Origin of the sequence: Allobosea sp. CCNWLY174 (assembly GCF_037120455.1) — a bacterium.
In the GTDB taxonomy this organism is placed as follows: domain Bacteria; phylum Pseudomonadota; class Alphaproteobacteria; order Rhizobiales; family Beijerinckiaceae; genus Allobosea; species Allobosea lupini.
This window is the reverse complement of record NZ_JBBBBQ010000002.1, coordinates 47863-65885: the sequence shown is the minus strand read 5'-3', so window position 1 is coordinate 65885 and position 18023 is coordinate 47863. Positions and strand designations below refer to the sequence as shown.

The window sequence follows — 18023 nt, the reverse complement described above, 5'->3', positions numbered from 1 at the left end:
CTTGCCTCGACCGCGACCGTTTAGGGGGCGAAACATGGCAAAAGCGACGACATCCGGAAAGCCGCCTGCGGAACGCGCCAGCAAAGCTCAAAAGCCGATCGAGCCGGTGACCCCGGCGGAAGCAGCGGCCAAGATCGGTGCGGAACCTGCCCCGGCCCCGATCGAGATGCCGTCCGATACGGTCGCCGACGTCGACGCCCCCGTAATCCGAATCGCCAATCGTAGTTTCAGCGCCAGTCCCAAGAAACTCTCGGGGCGCAGGCTGGATGTCCTGCCGGACCTGCCGGATACCCGCGACCGCATCTACCAGCCTCATCTGCGGGCTTTGAGACCGAGCCGGTATCCGTCGATCCCTTTCAAGATCCGCGATCAGGGCAGCAGCAACAGCTGCACGGGCTATGCGCTCGCCCATGCCGTGGACATGCTGCTGCATCGAGCCGGTCTCGACGCGCCGGCGATCAGCGTCAGCGCCCGCATGCTGTACGAAATGGCCAAACTCAACGACGAGTGGACCGGTACCCGCTACGAGGGGTCGAGCATTCGCGGCGCGATCAGCGGCTTCTACCGCAACGGCGTCTGCACCCAGGGACTGGTCGACGACGATGCGACCGATCCGTGGGTCCTGACCTATGAGATCGGCAAGGAGGCGCGCCAGAACCGGATCGGCGCCTACTACAGATTGATGCCGGATCTCGCCGACTATCACGCCGCCATCGACGAGATCGGCGTCATCGTCGCCTCCGCGCAGATTCACTCGGGCTGGGCCAAGCCGGAAAACAGTCAGATCGTGCCGAGCGGCGTATCCGCCGGTGGCCACGCCTTCGCCATCGTCGGCTATGACGCGACCGGCTTCTGGGTGCTGAACTCCTGGGGCAGTTCCTGGGGCGATGACGGCATTGCCCACTGGTCGTACGAGGACTGGGCCGCGACCGTGATGGATGCCTGGGTGCTGCAGCTCGGCGTCCACGCTCCGACCGCCTTCAGCGCCTTGCCGCGACGCACGCTCGCCAATGCCGGCCTGCTCAAGGAGGCCGCAGCGTCCCCGGTACGGACGGATATCGTCGGCCATTTCATCAATATCGAAGACGGCGCCTACGTCACCGGCGGCCGCTACTATTCGCCGACGCCGGCTGAAATGACCGAGACCGTCAAGCGCCTCGTCGATCCCACATCGAACGAGGGGCAGGGTTACCAGCATCTCGTCATCTACGCCCATGGCGGCCTGAACAGCACCGGCGACGAAGCCAACCGGATCGCCACGTGGAAGCGCAACGCGGTCTTCAGCCGCAATGGGATCTATAACTTCCATCTGATGTGGAACACCGAGGCGATCGGCGAGGTCTTCGGCAAGATGTCAGAGGCGCAGGATGGACGCGCCGCCGGCTTTCTCGGCGACCTCGCCCTCGAGACGCTGCTGCGCCCTCTCGGTCTGCGAGCCTGGCGCAACATGAAGCAGGATGCCACCATGTCCTTCGCCAAGGGTACAAGCTACGATGGCGGCTTCTACGGGCTGAAGCCGCTGCTCCAGGGTCTCGACAAGGCCGGCAAGCGGCCAGTGCTGCACCTGGTCGGCCACAGTGCCGGCTCGATCATGCTGGGCGAAATGCTGGCCGCGATGTCCCGCTTCGGCCTGTCGCAGCTCGAGCTCGGCTCGATCCACCTGATGGCGCCGGCCTGCACCACCGAGTTTTTCCAGGAGACTTATGCTCGCTATCTCGCCAAGCCCGGCGGACCAGCGCTGATGGACAAGATCTACCTCTACAATCTCGATGACGAACGCGAGCGGAACGATGTCGTCGGCTGGGGTGGGCCGTTCGGCTACGGTCGTTCGCTCCTCTATCTCGTCTCCCGCGCGTATGAGGAGAAAGCCAATATGCCATTGGCCGGCATGCAGCGCTTCCGCGACGAGTTGGGACCCTCAAACAAGATCCGGATCGACTATTCGTCGAGCGCGAACGACAAGCTCGGCCTGACCCGCTCGACCAGCCATGGCGGCTTCGACAACGATGTTGCCACGCTGACGACCATCATGACGCGGATTCTCGGCAAAGCCCCGAAGAAGCCTCCGACCAGCGACGAACTGACGGGCTATTGAAGGCCGGCCACCGGTCAGCGGATACGGCGCGACCCACATCGATGCGGCGTGGCGTGAATGCGGGTCGGCGATTTGCCCACTCTCACGGCGCGCGGCTGCGCTGCCTGGGAGGCAGGGGCGCATTTGGAACACTTGCAAACTGCGCCGCAGCGACCTTTGCTGGCGAGGGCGCCAACCAAGCGATTGGCACGGCGCTTCAAGTCGTTGTATGCAGCATACAGCAACTGCGGCAAGTGTTCTTGCCACTTCGCCTGCGATCGGCATGACCTGCCGGTCAAATCGATTTAAAGACGATGCCGAAGCGGCGCGAAGGCCGCCTGGCTGCGAGAGGGAATGACGGGATGGCCAAGACGCCGACGAGCAAGACGCCTGGGAAGAAGCCGGTCCGCAAGATCAAGCCGGAGCAGTTGCGCTCGAAAGCCTGGTTCGACAATCCTGCCAATGCCGACATGACCGCGCTCTATATCGAGCGCACCATGAATTTCGGTCTGTCGCGCGAGGAGTTGCAGTCCGGCCGGCCGATCATCGGCATCGCCCAGACTGGCTCCGACATCGCCCCCTGCAACCGCCATCATCTCGAGCTCGCCTCCCGCGTCCGCGACGGCATCCGCGAGATGGGCGGCATTCCCTTCGAGTTCCCGATCCATCCGATCCAGGAAACCTGCAAGCGGCCGACCGCCTCGCTCGACCGCAACCTGCAGTATCTCAGCCTGGTCGAGATCCTCTACGGCTACCCGCTCGACGGCGTCGTTCTGACCACCGGCTGCGACAAGACCACGCCGGCCCAGATCATGGCCGCCGCGACGGTCGACATCCCGGCGATCGCCCTGCCCGGCGGGCCGATGCTGAATGGCGACTTCCGCGGCGAGCGCACCGGCTCGGGCACGATCGTCTGGAAGGCGCGCCAGATGATGGCGGCCGGCGAGATCGATTATCGCGGCTTCGTCGATCTTGTTGCCTCGTCCGCGCCATCCGCGGGTCATTGCAACACCATGGGCACGGCCTCGACCATGAATGCGCTCGCCGAGGCGATGGGCATGACCCTGCCCGGCGCCGCCGCGATCCCGGCACCCTATCGCGACCGCTACGAGATGGCCTATCTCACCGGCCGCCGCATCGTCGAGATGGTCTGGGAGAACCTGATCCCCTCGAAGATCCTGACACGCGAAGCCTTCGAGAACACCATCGTCATCAACTCGGCGATCGGCGGCTCGACCAATGCCCCGATCCACGTCAACGCCATCGCCAAGCATATCGGCGTCAAGCTCGACAACGAGGACTGGACCAAGATCGGCTACGACACGCCGCTGTTGGTCAACATGCAGCCCGCGGGCGAGTATCTCGGCGAGGACTATTACCGGGCCGGCGGCCTGCCCGCCGTCATCGCCGAGCTGCTCGAGAAGGGCAAGCTCAAGCCGGCGATCACCGCCAACGGCCGCACTCATGAGGAGAACTGCAAGGGCTTCTTCGCGATCAATCGCAACGTCATCAAGAGCTACGACGAGCCGATGAAGAAGGAGGCCGGCTTCCTCAACCTCTCCGGCAACCTGTTCGACTCGGCGATCATGAAGACCTCGGTGATCACGCCGGAGTTCCGCAAGCGCTATCTCGAGAACCCGAAGGATCCGATGGCCTTCGAGGGTAAGGCCGTCGTCTTCGACGGGCCGGAGGATTACCATCACCGCATCGACGATCCGGCGCTGGCGATCGACGAGCATACCGTTCTCTTCATCCGCGGCGTCGGCCCGGTCGGCTATCCCGGCGCGGCCGAGGTGGTGAACATGCGGCCGCCGGATTACCTGATCAAGAAGGGTGTCACCGCCCTCGCCTGCGTCGGCGACGGCCGCCAGTCCGGCACCTCGGGCTCGCCCTCGATCCTCAACGCCTCGCCGGAAGCGGCGACCGGCGGCGGGCTGGCGCTGCTCAAGACCGGCGACAAGGTCCGCATCGACCTGAAGAAGCGCACCGCCAACATCCTGATCTCGGACGAGGAGCTGGAGAAGCGCCGCGCCGAGCTCAAGGCGGCTGGCGGCTACAAGTATCCGAAGAGCCAGACGCCCTGGCAGGAGATCCAGCGCAAGATCGTCGACGAACTCTCCGAGGGCATGGTGCTGAAGCCGGCGGTCAAGTACCAGAAGATCCACAAGAAGTTCGGCATTCCGCGCGACAACCACTGACACGGCACAGGGGCGGCGGCGGACCTCCTGCCGCCGGCCATTCCTAACGCGCATCCCCGCTCGCCGGCCGATGCGCGCAAGCGGGGCTGACAAATCGGCTCAGGGACGACAGTATGACGCCCCTGAGCTCATTTGAAACGATTTAAAATGGCTTACACCCCGCAAGTCGACGCGTTTCGCCAACTTCACGCCTCCGGCTGCTTCGTCATGCCGAACCCTTGGGACGAGGGCTCGGCTCGCTGGCTGCGCGGCCAGGGCTTCAAGGCCCTTGCTTCGACCAGCGCCGGCTTCGCCTTCACGCAAGGACGTGCCGACCAGGACGTGCCGCGCGACATGATGCTGGCCCATCTCACCGAACTGGTGAAGGCGGTGCCGGATCTGCCGGTCAATGCCGATTTCGAGAACGGCTATGCCGACACGCCCGACGGTGTCGCGGCCAACGTCAAGCTCTGCATCGCGACCGGTGTCGCCGGCCTCTCGATCGAGGACGCCACCGGCCGCGCCGATGAGCCGCTCTATCCCTTCGAGCTCGCCGTCGAGCGCATCCGGGCCGCCCGCCGCGCCGTCGATGAGACCGGCACCGGCGTCGTGCTGACCGCCCGCGCCGAATGCTTCCTCACCGGCCATCCCGACGCGCTGAACGAGTCGGTGCGGCGCATCGAGGCCTATGCCGAGGCCGGCGCCGACGTGCTCTACGCCCCCGGCCCGAAGACGATCGCCGACATCAGCGCCATCGTCGCGGCCGCCGGCGGCAAGCCCGTCAACACGCTGGTCTATGGCGATGTCGGCCTCAGCGTCTCCGACATCGCCGCCACCGGCACGCGCCGCATCTCGATCGGGGCAGCACTGGCGCGCGCCGCCTGGGCGGCCTTCATCGAGGCGACGCGCCTGATCAAGGACGAAGGCAGCTTCAAGGGCTTCGCCGGCAATGGCGCCTCGGCCCCGCTCAACCCGTTCTTCCGCGACGATCTCAAGGCGCGCTCGTGAGCGGGCAGCTTCTCCTTGCCCCGGAATGGCTCGGCAAAAGCGGGCTCTGGCAGGTCGACGCCAAGGGCAAGCGTAAGCCGGTCGACGCCGAGGATGTCGGCCTGTCCGATGCCCTCGCCGACCGGCTGGAAAGCTGGATGGATACCTTCGACGCGATCTATGACGAGGCGAACGAGGCCGCCTCCGATTTCGCCGACGAGGCCGAACGCATTGCCTGGGAGGCGGACGGCACGGAGCTCGCTGCCGCCATCGCTGCCGAGCTCGGCCCGGACTGGCAGATCACCCACGACTTCACCGCCTGGCGCAGGACGATCAAGGCATGACGACGCTGAACTGGACGCCTCGCCCCTTTCCGCCGGCCAGGGTGCTGCAGGGCCACTATAGCCGGCTGGAGCCGCTCGACCCGGCCCGCCATCTCGACGACATCTGGCAGGCCATGGACGGCCATGAATCGGTCTGGGACTGGCTGCCCGCGACGCTTCCGCCGAGCCGCGACGCCTATCGCGAACTGCTGACGTCGATGGTGGACAAGGCCGGCATCATCCCCTTCGCCGTGATCGACGAGGCCGACGGCAAGGCCAAGGGCCATCTCTGGATGATGGAGATCCGGCCCGAGCACGGCGTCTTCGAGGTCGGCTGGATCACTTATTCGCCGTCGATGCAGCGCACCCGCATGGCGACGGAAGCGGTCTATCTCGTCGGCGAATACGGCTTCTCGCTCGGCTATCGCCGCTATGAGTGGAAGTGCAACAACCGCAACGAACCCTCCAAGCGCGCCGCGCAGCGCTTCGGCTTCCAGTATGAAGGCCTTTTCCGCCAGCATCAGGTGGTCAAGGGCGAAAACCGCGACACCGCCTGGTTCTCGATCCTCGACGGCGAGTGGCCCAAGGTCGGGCAGGCCTTCAGGAACTGGCTCGCGCCGGAGAACTTCGACGCCCAGGGCCAGCAGAAGACCTCCCTGGCCGATTGCATGAAGACGGCCGGAGCCGCCTGAGATGACCCTTCGTCGCGCCACGATCGACGACATCCCCGCGATCGTCGCGCTGACGCAGGCCGCCTATCTGCCGAACGAGAGCATCATCGGCGTGCCCTCACTGCCCCGCCTTGCCGACTACCATCAGGTGCTGGCCGAGCACGAAATCTGGCTCGCCGAGAGCGGGGGGACGCTGGACGGTGTCCTCGTGCTCGAGGACGAACCGGCGAAGTTCACGCTCTGGAGCATCGCCGTCTCGCCGGCCGCCACCGGCAGGAAGATCGGCTCGCAACTGATGGACTTCACCGAGGAGCGGGCCAGGGCGCTCGGCCATGACGCCGTCCACCTCTACACCCACGAGAAGCTCACCGACCGCATCGGCTGGTACGAGCGCCTCGGCTACCAGACCACCCATTTCGAGGATCTGCCGGATCGCCGGCTGATCCATATGCGAAAAAGCCTTCGATAACCGGGAAACCAAGGGAAGAAACGACATGGCAGGACGTTTGAAGGGTAAGGTCGCGGTCGTCACCGCTGCCGGCCAGGGCATCGGGCGCGCCATCGCCGAGGCCTTCGTGGCCGAGGGTGCGACCGTCTGGGCCACCGACAAGGACGTCGCCTTGCTAGACGGCATCCCGAAGGCGAAGAAGCGCAAGCTCGACGTGCTCTCGACCAAGGCGGTCGAGGCCTTCGCCGAAAAGGTCGGCACCATCGACATCCTCGTCAACGCCGCCGGCTTCGTCCATCACGGCACCGTGCTCGACTGCGACGACAAGGCCTGGGAATTCTCCTTCGACCTCAACGTCAAGTCGATGCACCGCACGATCAAGGCCTTCGTCCCCGGCATGCTCGCCGCCGGCAAGGGTTCGATCGTCAATATCGCTTCGGGCGCCGGCTCGGTGCGCGGCATCCCGAACCGCTATGTCTACGGCGCGACCAAGGCGGCGGTGATCGGCCTGACCAAGGCGGTCGCAGCCGACTTCATCAAGAAGGGCGTTCGCGCCAACGCGATCTGCCCCGGTACGATCCAGTCGCCCTCGCTCGACCAGCGCATCGTCGACCTTGCCAAGGTAACCAAGACGACTGAAGCAGCCGCCCGCCAGGCCTTCATCGATCGCCAGCCCATGGGCCGGCTCGGCACCGCCGAGGAGATCGCCTGGCTCGCCGTGTATCTCGCCTCCGATGAGTCCAGCTACACCACCGGCCAGATCCACCTCGCCGATGGCGGCTTCGCGCTCTGATCAGCGCAGGAGAAGCGCCATGCACGTCCTGATCAGCGGCGCCGCCGGCATGATCGGCCAGAGGCTCGCCGCGCGCATCGCCCGCGAGGGCGCCTGTGCCGGCACGCCGCTGACCCGGCTGACGCTGACCGACGTGGTGACGCCACCGCGCCCGGCCGGCTTCGACGGGCCGATCGAGGCCCGCACCGAGGATTCGAGTTCGGCGGCAGTCGCGGCCGAGCTCGCGGCCTTGCGGCCCGACATCGTCTTCCACCTCGCCGCGATCATCTCCGGCGAGGCGGAGCGCGATTTCGACAAGGGCTACCGCATCAATCTCGACGGCATGCGCAATCTGCTGGAGGCGATCCGTCAGGAGAGCGCGAAGAACGGCCCGTATGTGCCCAAGCTCGTCTTCTCCTCGTCCAGCGGCATCTTCGGGGCCCCCTTTCCCCCGGCGATCTCCGACGAGTTCCATGTCACGCCGCTGACCAGCTACGGCGCGCAAAAGGCGATCGGCGAACTCCTTCTCGCCGACTATTCGCGCCGCGGCTTCGTCGACGGCGTCGGCATTCGCTTCCCCTCGATCGTGATCCGCCCGGGCAAGCCCAACGCCTCGGCCGGCGGCTTCTTCTCCGGCATCATCCGCGAGCCGCTGCAAGGCCAGGAGGCGCTGCTGCCGGTCGAGGACGACGTCATTTTCACCCATGCCTCGCCGCGCTCTGCCGTCGGCTTCCTGCTGCACGGCGCCTCGCTGACACCCGAACAACTCGGCCCGCGCATCAATCTCAGCATGCCGGGCGTCTGCGTCACCGTCGGCGAGCAGATCGAGGCGCTGCGCCGCATCGCCGGCGACAAGGCGGTGAAGCTGATCCGGCGCGCGCCTGACAAGGCGGCCGCCGACATCGTCAAGGGCTGGCCGACGCGCTTCGATGCGAAGCGCGCATTGTCGCTCGGCTTCAAGGCCGAGCAGGATTTCGACGAGATCATCCGCGTCCATATCGAGGACGATCTCGGCGGCCGCCTACCCAACTGAACGCAACAGCATAGATCGGACAAAGACATGCATATCCTCGTCATTGGCGGCGCCGGCATGGTCGGCCGCAAGTTCATCGAGCGCCTGGCGCGAGACGGCGGCCTCGGCGGCAAGGCGATCGACAAGGTGACGGCGCAGGACGTTTTCCCCGCCTCGGCGCCGGCGAACGCACCCTTCGCCTTCGAATCGCTGACCTCCGATCTCTCGCAGCCCGGCGAAGCCGAGAAGCTGATCGCCTCGCGCCCCGAATTGATCGTCCATCTCGCCGCGATCGTCTCGGGCGAGGCCGAGGCCGATTTCGACAAGGGCTACCGCATCAATCTCGACGGCACGCGCTATCTCTTCGACGCCATCCGCCTTGTCGGCGACGGCTACAAGCCGCGCGTGATCTTCACTTCCTCGATCGCCGTCTTCGGCGCGCCCTTCCATGACAAGATCGAGGACGAGTTCTTCACCACGCCGCTGACCAGCTACGGCACGCAGAAGGCGATCGGCGAGCTCCTGCTCAGCGACTATTCCCGCCGCGGCTCCTTCGACGGCGTGGGCATCCGCCTGCCGACGATCTGCGTCAGGCCCGGCGCGCCGAACAAGGCCGCCTCCGGCTTCTTCTCCAACATCATCCGCGAGCCGCTAAACGGCCAGGAGGCGGTGCTGCCGGTTTCCGAGCAGGTTCGCCACTGGCATGCCTCGCCGCGCTCGGCGGTCGGCTTCCTCGTCCACGCCGCGACGATGGACACGAACGCGATCGGCCCGCGCCGCGCGCTGACCATGCCGGGCTACTCCGCTACCGTCGCCGAGCAGATCGAGGCGCTGCGCAAGGTCGCCGGCGAGAACGTCGTCAAGCGCATCAAGCGCGTGCCCGATCCGGTGATCGACGCCATCGTCGCCGGCTGGCCGCGCAATTTCGACGCGAAGCGCGCGCCGGCGCTCGGCTTCAAGGCGGAATCGAGCTTCGAGGAGATCATCCGCGCCCATATCGACGACGAGCTCGGCGGCACCTTCGTCGCGTAACGACCGGACTCCACAGTCATGCTCGCCCTTGTGGCGAGCATCCACGTCTTGAACACCGCAATGCAGGAAGACGTGGATGGTCGGGACAAGCCCGACCATGACGGAATGAGGCGAACCTCTCTCAGGGCAGCTTCTTCAGCATCAGCGGTGCGCCGACGGCCGGGTCCTTGCGCCATTGCCCGCCTTCGAAGACCAGCTCGATCTTGTGGCCCTTGCGGGCGATCAGCTCGAGCCGGCCGGCCTCGTAGCGCCAGGCGACCGGCGAGAAGATCGTCAGCCCAGTGTCCGGACAAAGCCCGTCGAAGCTTGTCGTGTAGGCTTCCGGATTGGCGGAGGGCGAGGTCGAGAGCACGAGCTTGCAGACATCGCGGCCGACCTGCCGCATCACGGTATAGCGCCCGGGCACCGTCGTCGCAGCGGGCGCGCTGGCCGGATCGACCACGGTTGGGCGAGCCGCCGCTGTTGCCGCAAGCTCGGCCCCTGCTGGCGCCGGGCGCTGCTGCGCCCGCACATGGCCCGTCGGATCGAGCCCGTAATCCGCCCCGTCGCTGCCCTTGCCGCGCCGCCCCGGATCGGCCTTACCACTGAAGACGATCACCGGCTTGCCATGGCCGTCGAGCAGCCTTGGAGCGCCATCGACCACATCCCAGGCGACGACCCCGGTGAGGATCGGCAGGGCCCGCCGACACGTCGCCGGGAATCTGACCTGGCGCCCCTGCCCGGCCGCCTCGGTGCCGAACGTCACCGTGCACTCGCGCGCCGCACCGAGCTTGTCGAGGTCCCAGGCGCCGATGAACGGCTTCAGCGCCTCGGGCGCCTTCTCGGCGCCGCGTGGCAACGCCTGCGTCTGCGCCACCGCCGGCGAGACGGCGAGCAGTGCCAAAGCGGCGATCGCTACGCTCGGCCGCATCCAGTGCATTCCAGTCGTGATCAGGCTTTTGTCCATGGCGTCTCGGCAACCGGTGTCAAAGGACCCTTGCCATCGAACCATGAAACCAGATTGTCGACCAGAAGCTGACCCATCTGTTCGCGCGTATGCACAGATGCCGAGCCGACATGCGGCAAGAGCACGATATGATCCATTGCGATCAGCTCGGCCGGGACGCGCGGCTCGTCCTCGAACACGTCGAGGCCGGCGGAGAGGATGGTCTTGGCCTTCAGCGCCTCGATCAGCGCCTGCTCGTCGATCACCGTGCCGCGGCCGACATTGACGACGATGCCGTTCGGGCCAAGCGCCTTCAGCACCTCGGCATTGATGATGTGGTAGGTCGACTCGCCGCCCGGCGCGACCGAGACCAGCGTGTCGACATCCTGAGCCATTTCGACCAGCGAGGGGTAGTAGCGGTAAGCGACGTCGGCCTGGCGCGAGCGGCCGTGATAGGCGATCGGCACATCGAAGGCTTCGAGTCGACGCGCCACCGCCTTGCCGATCCGGCCGAGGCCGACGATGCCGATCTTGCGCTTCCGCAGCGAGGTGGTGAGCGGATAGGCGCCCTGCAGCCACTTGCCGGCGCGCAGATAGCGGTCGACCTGCGGCAGCTGGCGCACGGTGGAGAGCAGCAGGCCGATGGCAAGATCGGCGACCTCGTCGGTCAGCACATCCGGCGTGTTGGTGACGATGATCCCGCGCTTGCCGGCGGCGACGGCATCGACATTGTCGTAGCCGACGCCAAAATTCGAGACGACTTCCAGCTTCGGCAGCGCATCGAACAGCGCGTCGTCGATCCGCACATGCGCGCCGCCGCCGGCGACGCCGCGCACCCGGTCCTTGACGGCTGCCAGAGCCGCCGCGCGGTCCTGCTCCTTCCAGAGCTCGTGCACGATGAAGCGTGCCTTCAGCTGGTCGGCGGCATAGGCCATCAGCGGCCCGGTCATGATGATCTCGATCTTGCTCTGCGCGGTCATGGCCCTGCTTTCCTGGAACGCCTGCGTGACTTGATTTCAAATTCTTAAAACGATTAGATCAACCTAGCGGCCCGCATGTCGCCGGGGAATTCCCACAGCCGCAGACAGGGGCTGCTCGCAGAGCCGGTTATGCCATCCCGGCTCCGCTGTCGATACAGCCCGATATAGTATGATTTAATCACGCGGTTTTGCCTTCATTTGCATCAGCTCGACCGGCGAGCAGACGCAAGGTGCTGTTCAGGCTGTCGATCACCAGCCCACTCATCCGCGCTGCCGCCAAGTCGCCGTCGCGTTGTACGATCGCGTCTAGAACGCGTTCGTGATCGACCAGGGAAGCGGTGAAGAAGAACTGGTCGTCCGGAGCCTTGAGAAAGAGCGACCACTGGATCGTCGCGCAAACCGCAGGCGCGAGGCACTGCAGCGGTGGATTGCGGGTCGCGGCGAAGATCGCCTCGTGGAAGGCAAGATCGGCATTGACGGTCGGCTCGGCATAGGGCGGGTTTTCGGCCATGCCGCGAAAGGCCGCCTCGATCCGGCGCAGATCGGCGTCGCTGCGCCGCTGCGCCGCCAACCGGGCCGCACTGGGCTCGACGAAGAGCCGAAGCTCGAACAGGTCGCGGATGAATTTCTCGTTCGGATCGGCCTTGAAGTGCCAGGCGAGCACATCGGGGTCGAGCAGATTCCAGGTCTCGCGTGGCGCCACCCGCGTGCCGCTCTTCGGCCTGGCCTCGACCAGCCCCTTGCCGGACAGAAACTTCACGGCCTCGCGATAGGCGGTGCGCGAGACCGAGATCTCGTCCTTCAGATCGTCCTCGTTCGGCAGCAGCGCTCCCGCCGGCGAGGCGCCGGTGATGATTGCGACCGCAAGCCTGTGCGCAACCTGGCTGAACAGCCGGTCGGGATTGAGCCTCGTCGCGCGCACTTTGACATGAAGCTGCATCGAACCGCGCTTTCCTCCGTGATCGCCAGCCTGCGAGAGCTCGCTCCGCGGCCGGTCCAGCGCTTGACACGCCTGTTTCTATCGTATGACTTTATCCGGGAACGAGGTTGACGCAACAGGCGGCTTGCCTGGGTTGGGCGGCCTCGTCTCGATCGGCCGTCAGAAGCCGATGTTCTGCAACGCCGCCGGCGGGGATTGTGTCAGGCACCCCGGGGCAACCTGAAGAGCGGGAGAAACAACCAAGATGGCATCCGTCCAGATTGCCGACGTGCGCAAGGCCTATGGTTCGACGCAGGTCATTCACGGCGTCGACATCGACATCAACGATGGCGAGTTCGTCATCCTCGTCGGCCCCTCGGGCTGCGGAAAATCGACCTTGCTGCGCATGATCGCCGGCCTCGAGAACATCTCGGGCGGCGAGATCCGGATCGGACCGCGCGTCGTCAACGACGTGCCGCCGAAGGAGCGCGACATCGCCATGGTGTTCCAGAACTATGCGCTCTATCCGCATATGACGGTGGCCGACAACATGGCCTTCTCGATGAAGCTGCGGAAGGCGCCGAAGGCCGAGATCGACGAGCGCGTCAGCAAGGCCGCCGGCATTCTCGGGCTCGACAAGCTGCTCGACCGCTATCCGCGCCAGCTCTCCGGCGGCCAGCGCCAGCGCGTCGCCATGGGCCGCGCCATCGTGCGCGATCCGCAGGTCTTCCTCTTCGACGAACCGCTGTCAAACCTCGACGCCAAGCTGCGCGTGCAGATGCGCACCGAGATCAAGGAGCTGCACCAGCGCCTCAAGACCACGACGGTCTACGTCACCCACGACCAGATCGAGGCCATGACCATGGCCGACAAGATCGTCGTGATGCATGACGGCATCGTCGAGCAGATGGGCGCCCCGCTCGACCTCTATGACAACCCGGCGAACCTCTTCGTCGCCGCCTTCATCGGCTCGCCGTCGATGAACCTGCTGAAGGGCACGATCCGCGCCAACGGCTTCGAGACCCAGGGCGGCGTGATCTGGCCGGTCGGCAAGCATCCGGCGGATTCGAACGACCGCGCCGCGGTGCTCGGCATCCGGCCAGAGCATCTCATTCTCGACCCCGCCGGCCTGCCGGCCGAGGTCGTGGTCATCGAGCCGATGGGCTCGGAGACGCAGGTCGTCGTCCGCTGCGGCGGCCAGGACCTGACCTGCGTCTTCCGCGAACGCATCACCGCCAAGCCCGGCGAGACGATAAAGATCCGGCCCGATACCTCGGTGACCCATCTGTTCGACGCCGCGACCGGCAAGCGGATCTGATTTTCGTCGCCGCGCCACGGGGAATACCCCGGCGGCGGCGATGGCCCACAAAAACGCGACGAGGCTCCCATGCAGGGCCTCGCGGCAACCCGGAGGAGTGAAGCAATGAGCATTTCCAGACGTGACGTACTGATCGGCGGCGCAGGGCTCGCAGCCGGCGCTACCCTTGCCGCGCCGTCGATCGCCCAGACAGCCAATATCGAGAAGGGCGCGACGCTGCGCGTGCTGCGCCCGACCAAATTCGTCGATCCCGACCAGACGATCTTCAACGAGAACACCGAAGCATTCACCAAGGCGACCGGCGTCCAGGTCCGTGTCGACTATGCGAGCTGGGAGGATCTGCGTCCGCAGACCGCCGTCACCGCCAATACCGGCGCCGGCCCCGACGTCGTCGTCGGCTGGGCCGACGACCCGCACATCTTCGCCGACAAGCTGATCGACCTGACTGCTGTCGCCGAGGATCTCGGCAAGAAATATGGCGGCTGGTACCCGGTCGCCGAGAAGTACGGCAAGAAGGACAAGACCAATACCTGGATCTCGATCCCGATGGGCGGCTCCGGCGGTCCGGCGGTCTATCGCGAATCCTGGGTCAAGGAGGCGGGCTTCGACAAGTTCCCGACCGACCATGCCGGCTTCCTCGACCTCTGCCGCAAGCTCAAGGCCAAGGGTCATCCCGCCGGCTTTGCGCTCGGCAACGCCGTCGGTGACGGCAACTCCTTCTGCAACTGGCTGGTCTGGTCGCATGGCGGCTACATGGTCGACGAGAACAACAAGGTCGCGATCAACAGCAAGGAGACGATCGAGGCGCTGAAATACGCCAAGGCGCTCTACGAGACCTTCATCCCCGGCACGCTCTCCTGGCTCGACATCAGCAACAACAAGGCGCTGACCGCCGGCGAAATCGGCCTGACCCAGAACGGCGTCTCGCTCTACTTCTCGATCAAGAACTCGAAGGACGAGAAGACCGCGGAGATCGGCAAGGATCTCAACCATGCGCCGATGCCGATCGGCGCCGGTGTCGGCCGGCCAACCGAGACGGCGCTGGTGATCAACGCCATGGTGTTCAAGCACACCAAGTTCCCGAACGCGGCCAAGGAATATCTGCGCTTCATGATGGAGAAGGAGCAGTACGACAAGTGGCTGACCGGCTGCTTCGGCTACTGGACCCAACCGCTGAAGGGCTATGCGCAAAGCAAGGTCTGGGAGAGCGATCCCAAGATCCTGGTCTATCGCGACACCTGGGAGCGGGCTCTGTGGAGCGGCTACAAGGGCGCGATCACCGAGGCTGCCGGCACCGTCAACGCCGAATACGTCATGGTCCAGATGGTCGCGTCCGTCTGCGCCGGCCAAGCGACGCCCGAGCAGGCGGCCGCCGAAGCCGAGCGCCGCGCCAAGCGCTACTATCGCACCTGATCCGTCGACACCGCGCCGCTGGATAGCCGGCGGCGCGGCTCCATCACGGGATAAAGCGCCATGACGATTGCGGCCGAAGCCCGGCCGGCCACCCAGCCCGAGCAAAGCTGGCTGGTCAGGCTGTTCGACTACAAGCCATTCCTGATCTTCATCTGCCTGCTACCGGCGCTCGGCCTGCTATTGGTCTTCCTGAGCTATCCGCTCGGCCTCGGGGTCTGGCTCGCCTTCACCGATACGCGCATCGGCCGCAGCGGCGTCTTCATCGGCTTCGAGAACTTCGAGTCGCTCTGGCACGACCCGGTCTTCATCACCTCGGTCTGGAACACGCTGCTCTATACCGGGGTCGCCACCGTCGGGAAGTTCGGGCTCGGCCTCTGGCTGGCACTGCTGCTCAACAACAACCTGCCGTTCAAGTCGCTGCTGCGCGCGCTGATCCTGGTGCCGTGGATCGTGCCGACCGTGCTCTCGGCCATCGCCTTCTGGTGGATTTACGATCCGCAGTTCTCGATCATCTCCTATGTGCTGGTCGACGTGCTCGGCTGGCGCGACACCTATATCGACTTCCTCGGCTCGCCCTGGCCGGCCCGCTGGTCGCTGATCGCCGCCAATGTCTGGCGCGGCATCCCCTTCGTCGCGATCTCGCTGCTCGCCGGCCTGCAGACGATCTCGCCAGCCCTCTACGAGGCGGCGATGCTCGACGGCGCCAATGCCTGGCAGCGCTTCCGGCATGTCACCCTGCCGATGCTGATGCCGATCCTGGCGATCGTGCTGACCTTCTCGGTGCTGTTCACCTTCACCGACTTCCAGCTGGTCTACGCCATCACCCGCGGCGGGCCGATCAACTCGACCCATCTGATGGCCACCCTCGCCTTCCAGCGCGGCATCCCCGGCGGCCAGCTCGGCGAGGGCGCCGCGATCGCGGTGGCGATGATCCCCTTCCTCGTGATGGCGACGCTGTTCAGCTACTACGCGCTTGCCCGCCGCAAATGGCAGCAGGGAGAAGACAATGACTGACCAGGCCTCCCCTGCCCCGCGCCCGCATCTCATAGACAAGGAGCGGACGGGCGTGATCGACTGGTCCTCGGGACCGCGTCGCTTCATCACGCTCTATCTGCCGCTCTCGATCTTCGTGATCGTGCTGCTGTTCCCGTTCTACTGGATGGCGATCACGGCGATCAAACCGAACGGCGAATTGCTCGACTACAAGAACAACAACCCGTTCTGGGTGAAGTCGCCGACGCTGGACAATATCAACAAGCTGCTCTTCCAGACCGACTACCCGCAATGGCTGCTGACGACGATGACGGTGGCGACGGTCGCGACCGCGCTCTCGCTCTTCGCCAGCGTGCTCGCCGCCTATGCCATCCAGCGCCTGAAGTTCAAGGGCTCGAACTATGTCGGTCTCGCCATCTACCTGGCCTATCTGGTGCCGCCCTCGATCCTGTTCATCCCCTTGGCGACGCTGATCTTCCAGTTCGGCCTATACGACTCGCAGCTCGCGCTGATCCTGACCTATCCGACCTTCCTGATCCCGTTCTGCACCTGGCTCCTCATCGGCTACTTCAAGTCGATCCCCTACGAGCTCGAGGAATGCGCCATGATCGACGGCGCGACGAGACTGCAGACACTCTGGAAGATCACCCTGCCGCTGGCGCTTCCCGGACTGATCTCGGCCGGCATCTTCGCCTTCACCCTGTCCTGGAACGAGTTCATCTACGCGCTCGCCTTCATCCAGTCGGCCGAGAAGAAGACCGTGCCGGTCGCGGTGCTGACCCAGCTCGTCGAGGGCGACGTCTATCATTGGGGCTCGCTGATGGCCGGCGCGCTGCTCGGCTCGATCCCCGTCGCGATCCTTTATTCGTTCTTCGTCGACTACTACGTCGCCTCGATGACGGGTGCGGTGAAGGAGTAGCTTCCGGCGGGCGGCCAGGCCGCCCGCCTTCCAACCAAGGCAAATCGTCGTGACCTCAATCGCCTTCGTCGGGCTCGGCGCCATGGGCGCGCCGATGGCCGAGAATCTCGTCAAGCGCCAGTTCCGCGTCACCGGCTTCGATATGCGGGAGAGCGCCCGGACCGCGCTCGTCGCAGCTGGCGGCCAGGCCGCCGACAGTGCTGCCGCCGCGGCTGAAGGAGCCGAGGCGCTCGTCCTGATGGTGGTCAACGCTGCACAGGCCCGCTCGGTCCTGTTCGACGCCGGCGCGCTCGATGCGCTGGCTCCGGGCGCCACCGTCATCCTGATGGCGACCTGCCCGCCCGGCGAGGTCGAGACGATCGCTGACGCCGTGACCAAGACCGGCCGGCATTTCGTCGACGCGCCGGTCTCGGGCGGCGTCAAGGGTGCGCAGGGCGGCACGCTCACCATCATGGTCGGGGCCCCTGCCGACAGCTTCGCCAAGGCCAAGCCCGTGCTCGACGCCATGGGCGACAAGGTCTTCCATGTCGGCGGGAAGCCGGGCCAGGGCGCGACGGTGAAAACCGTCAACCAGTTGCTCTGCGGCGTTCATATCGCGGTCGCGGCGGAGGCGCTGTCGCTGGCGCAGAAGGCCGGCATCGACGGCGCCCTGCTGTTCGAGATCATGGGCGGCTCGGCCGCCTCGTCCTGGATGCTGAAAGACCGCGGCCTACGCATGCTCGAAGACGAGCCGCCGGTCGCCAGCGCCGTCGACATCTTCGTCAAGGACCTCGGCATCGTCCTCGACGCCGGCCGCGCCGCCAAGGCGGCCTTGCCGCTGGCAGCAGCCGCGCACCAGATGTTCCTCGCCGCCTCCGGCCTTGGCCATGGCGGGCGCGACGACTCGCATGTGGTGCGCGCCTATCGGGCGCTGAACCGCAAGCCGGACAACGATGCGTGAGCTAAGGCATTTTCATGAGCTAAGGCATTTTCAAGCGAACTGGGCACCGGTTTGCGTAACGAAAATGCGTCAAACCAAAGACCTGGCGTATGTCCGCGTTTCTGAGAAACTTGAAAATAC

Annotated in this window: 17 protein-coding genes; 14 read left to right on the top strand and 3 right to left on the bottom strand. The window is 65.6% G+C overall.

Annotated features, from left to right (window positions below):
• Nucleotides 1-34 precede the first annotated feature (34 nt).
• From V7S63_RS07085 to denD (V7S63_RS07045), 9 genes are all read left to right on the top strand, one after another.
• Complete coding sequence (locus V7S63_RS07085; RefSeq protein WP_336529707.1) at nt 35-2095, top strand: C1 family peptidase; 2061 nt, start codon at nt 35-37, stop codon at nt 2093-2095.
• A gap of 341 nt (nt 2096-2436) precedes the next feature.
• Nucleotides 2437-4272, top strand: a complete 1836-nt coding sequence (locus tag V7S63_RS07080) for an IlvD/Edd family dehydratase (RefSeq protein ID WP_100963552.1) — start codon at nt 2437-2439, stop codon at nt 4270-4272.
• A gap of 147 nt (nt 4273-4419) precedes the next feature.
• Nucleotides 4420-5259, top strand: coding sequence for an isocitrate lyase/PEP mutase family protein (locus tag V7S63_RS07075; RefSeq protein ID WP_336529706.1), 840 nt, complete (start codon nt 4420-4422; stop codon nt 5257-5259).
• A complete protein-coding gene (locus tag V7S63_RS07070; protein WP_336529705.1) occupies nt 5256-5582 on the top strand; it encodes a hypothetical protein in 327 nt (108 codons plus the stop codon). The genes V7S63_RS07075 and V7S63_RS07070 overlap by 4 nt, the downstream gene beginning before the upstream one ends.
• The gene (locus V7S63_RS07065) at nt 5579-6253 is read left to right on the top strand and encodes a GNAT family N-acetyltransferase (RefSeq protein WP_336529704.1); all 675 of its coding nucleotides are present in this window, start codon (nt 5579-5581) and stop codon (nt 6251-6253) included. Before V7S63_RS07070 ends, V7S63_RS07065 begins: the two co-directional genes overlap by 4 nt.
• Before the next feature lies 1 nt (nt 6254).
• Complete coding sequence (locus V7S63_RS07060; protein ID WP_336529703.1) at nt 6255-6701, top strand: GNAT family N-acetyltransferase; 447 nt, start codon at nt 6255-6257, stop codon at nt 6699-6701.
• 25 nt (nt 6702-6726) lie between these two features.
• Nucleotides 6727-7473: an SDR family oxidoreductase gene (locus V7S63_RS07055; RefSeq protein WP_091836469.1), complete on the top strand. Its 747-nt coding sequence runs from the start codon at nt 6727-6729 to the stop codon at nt 7471-7473.
• A 19-nt stretch (nt 7474-7492) separates the two neighbouring features.
• Nucleotides 7493-8485: a D-erythronate dehydrogenase gene (gene denD / locus V7S63_RS07050; RefSeq protein WP_336529702.1), complete on the top strand. Its 993-nt coding sequence runs from the start codon at nt 7493-7495 to the stop codon at nt 8483-8485.
• 27 nt (nt 8486-8512) lie between these two features.
• Complete coding sequence (gene denD, locus V7S63_RS07045; RefSeq protein ID WP_336529701.1) at nt 8513-9496, top strand: D-erythronate dehydrogenase; 984 nt, start codon at nt 8513-8515, stop codon at nt 9494-9496.
• Between the two features lie 121 nt (nt 9497-9617).
• Here denD (V7S63_RS07045) and V7S63_RS07040 read toward each other — a convergent pair whose 3' ends face one another.
• The 3 genes from V7S63_RS07040 to V7S63_RS07030 all read right to left on the bottom strand — a co-directional run bounded on the left by V7S63_RS07040 (nt 9618) and on the right by V7S63_RS07030 (nt 12341).
• On the bottom strand, nt 9618-10442 hold the full coding sequence (locus tag V7S63_RS07040; RefSeq protein WP_336529700.1) for an AprI/Inh family metalloprotease inhibitor: 825 nt from the start codon (nt 10440-10442) through the stop codon (nt 9618-9620).
• Complete coding sequence (locus V7S63_RS07035) at nt 10427-11401, bottom strand: 2-hydroxyacid dehydrogenase (RefSeq protein ID WP_167561657.1); 975 nt, start codon at nt 11399-11401, stop codon at nt 10427-10429. Before V7S63_RS07035 ends, V7S63_RS07040 begins: the two co-directional genes overlap by 16 nt.
• Before the next feature lie 178 nt (nt 11402-11579).
• Entirely contained in the window at nt 11580-12341 is a 762-nt protein-coding gene (locus tag V7S63_RS07030; protein ID WP_336529699.1) for a FadR/GntR family transcriptional regulator, read from the bottom strand.
• A gap of 244 nt (nt 12342-12585) precedes the next feature.
• Here V7S63_RS07030 and V7S63_RS07025 point away from each other — a divergent pair, with 244 nt between their 5' ends.
• The 5 genes from V7S63_RS07025 to V7S63_RS07005 all read left to right on the top strand — a co-directional run bounded on the left by V7S63_RS07025 (nt 12586) and on the right by V7S63_RS07005 (nt 17903).
• Nucleotides 12586-13638 carry an ABC transporter ATP-binding protein gene (locus V7S63_RS07025; RefSeq protein WP_091836482.1) on the top strand — a complete coding sequence of 351 codons (1053 nt, stop codon included), beginning with the start codon at nt 12586-12588 and terminating at the stop codon, nt 13636-13638.
• A gap of 105 nt (nt 13639-13743) precedes the next feature.
• Entirely contained in the window at nt 13744-15051 is a 1308-nt protein-coding gene (locus tag V7S63_RS07020) for an ABC transporter substrate-binding protein (protein WP_091836484.1), read from the top strand.
• Between the two features lie 60 nt (nt 15052-15111).
• Nucleotides 15112-16065: a carbohydrate ABC transporter permease gene (locus V7S63_RS07015; RefSeq protein ID WP_100963574.1), complete on the top strand. Its 954-nt coding sequence runs from the start codon at nt 15112-15114 to the stop codon at nt 16063-16065.
• A complete protein-coding gene (locus V7S63_RS07010; RefSeq protein WP_336529698.1) occupies nt 16058-16963 on the top strand; it encodes a carbohydrate ABC transporter permease in 906 nt (301 codons plus the stop codon). Before V7S63_RS07015 ends, V7S63_RS07010 begins: the two co-directional genes overlap by 8 nt.
• A 43-nt stretch (nt 16964-17006) precedes the next feature.
• Nucleotides 17007-17903: an NAD(P)-dependent oxidoreductase gene (locus V7S63_RS07005; RefSeq protein WP_336530227.1), complete on the top strand. Its 897-nt coding sequence runs from the start codon at nt 17007-17009 to the stop codon at nt 17901-17903.
• Nucleotides 17904-18023: the final 120 nt, after the last annotated feature.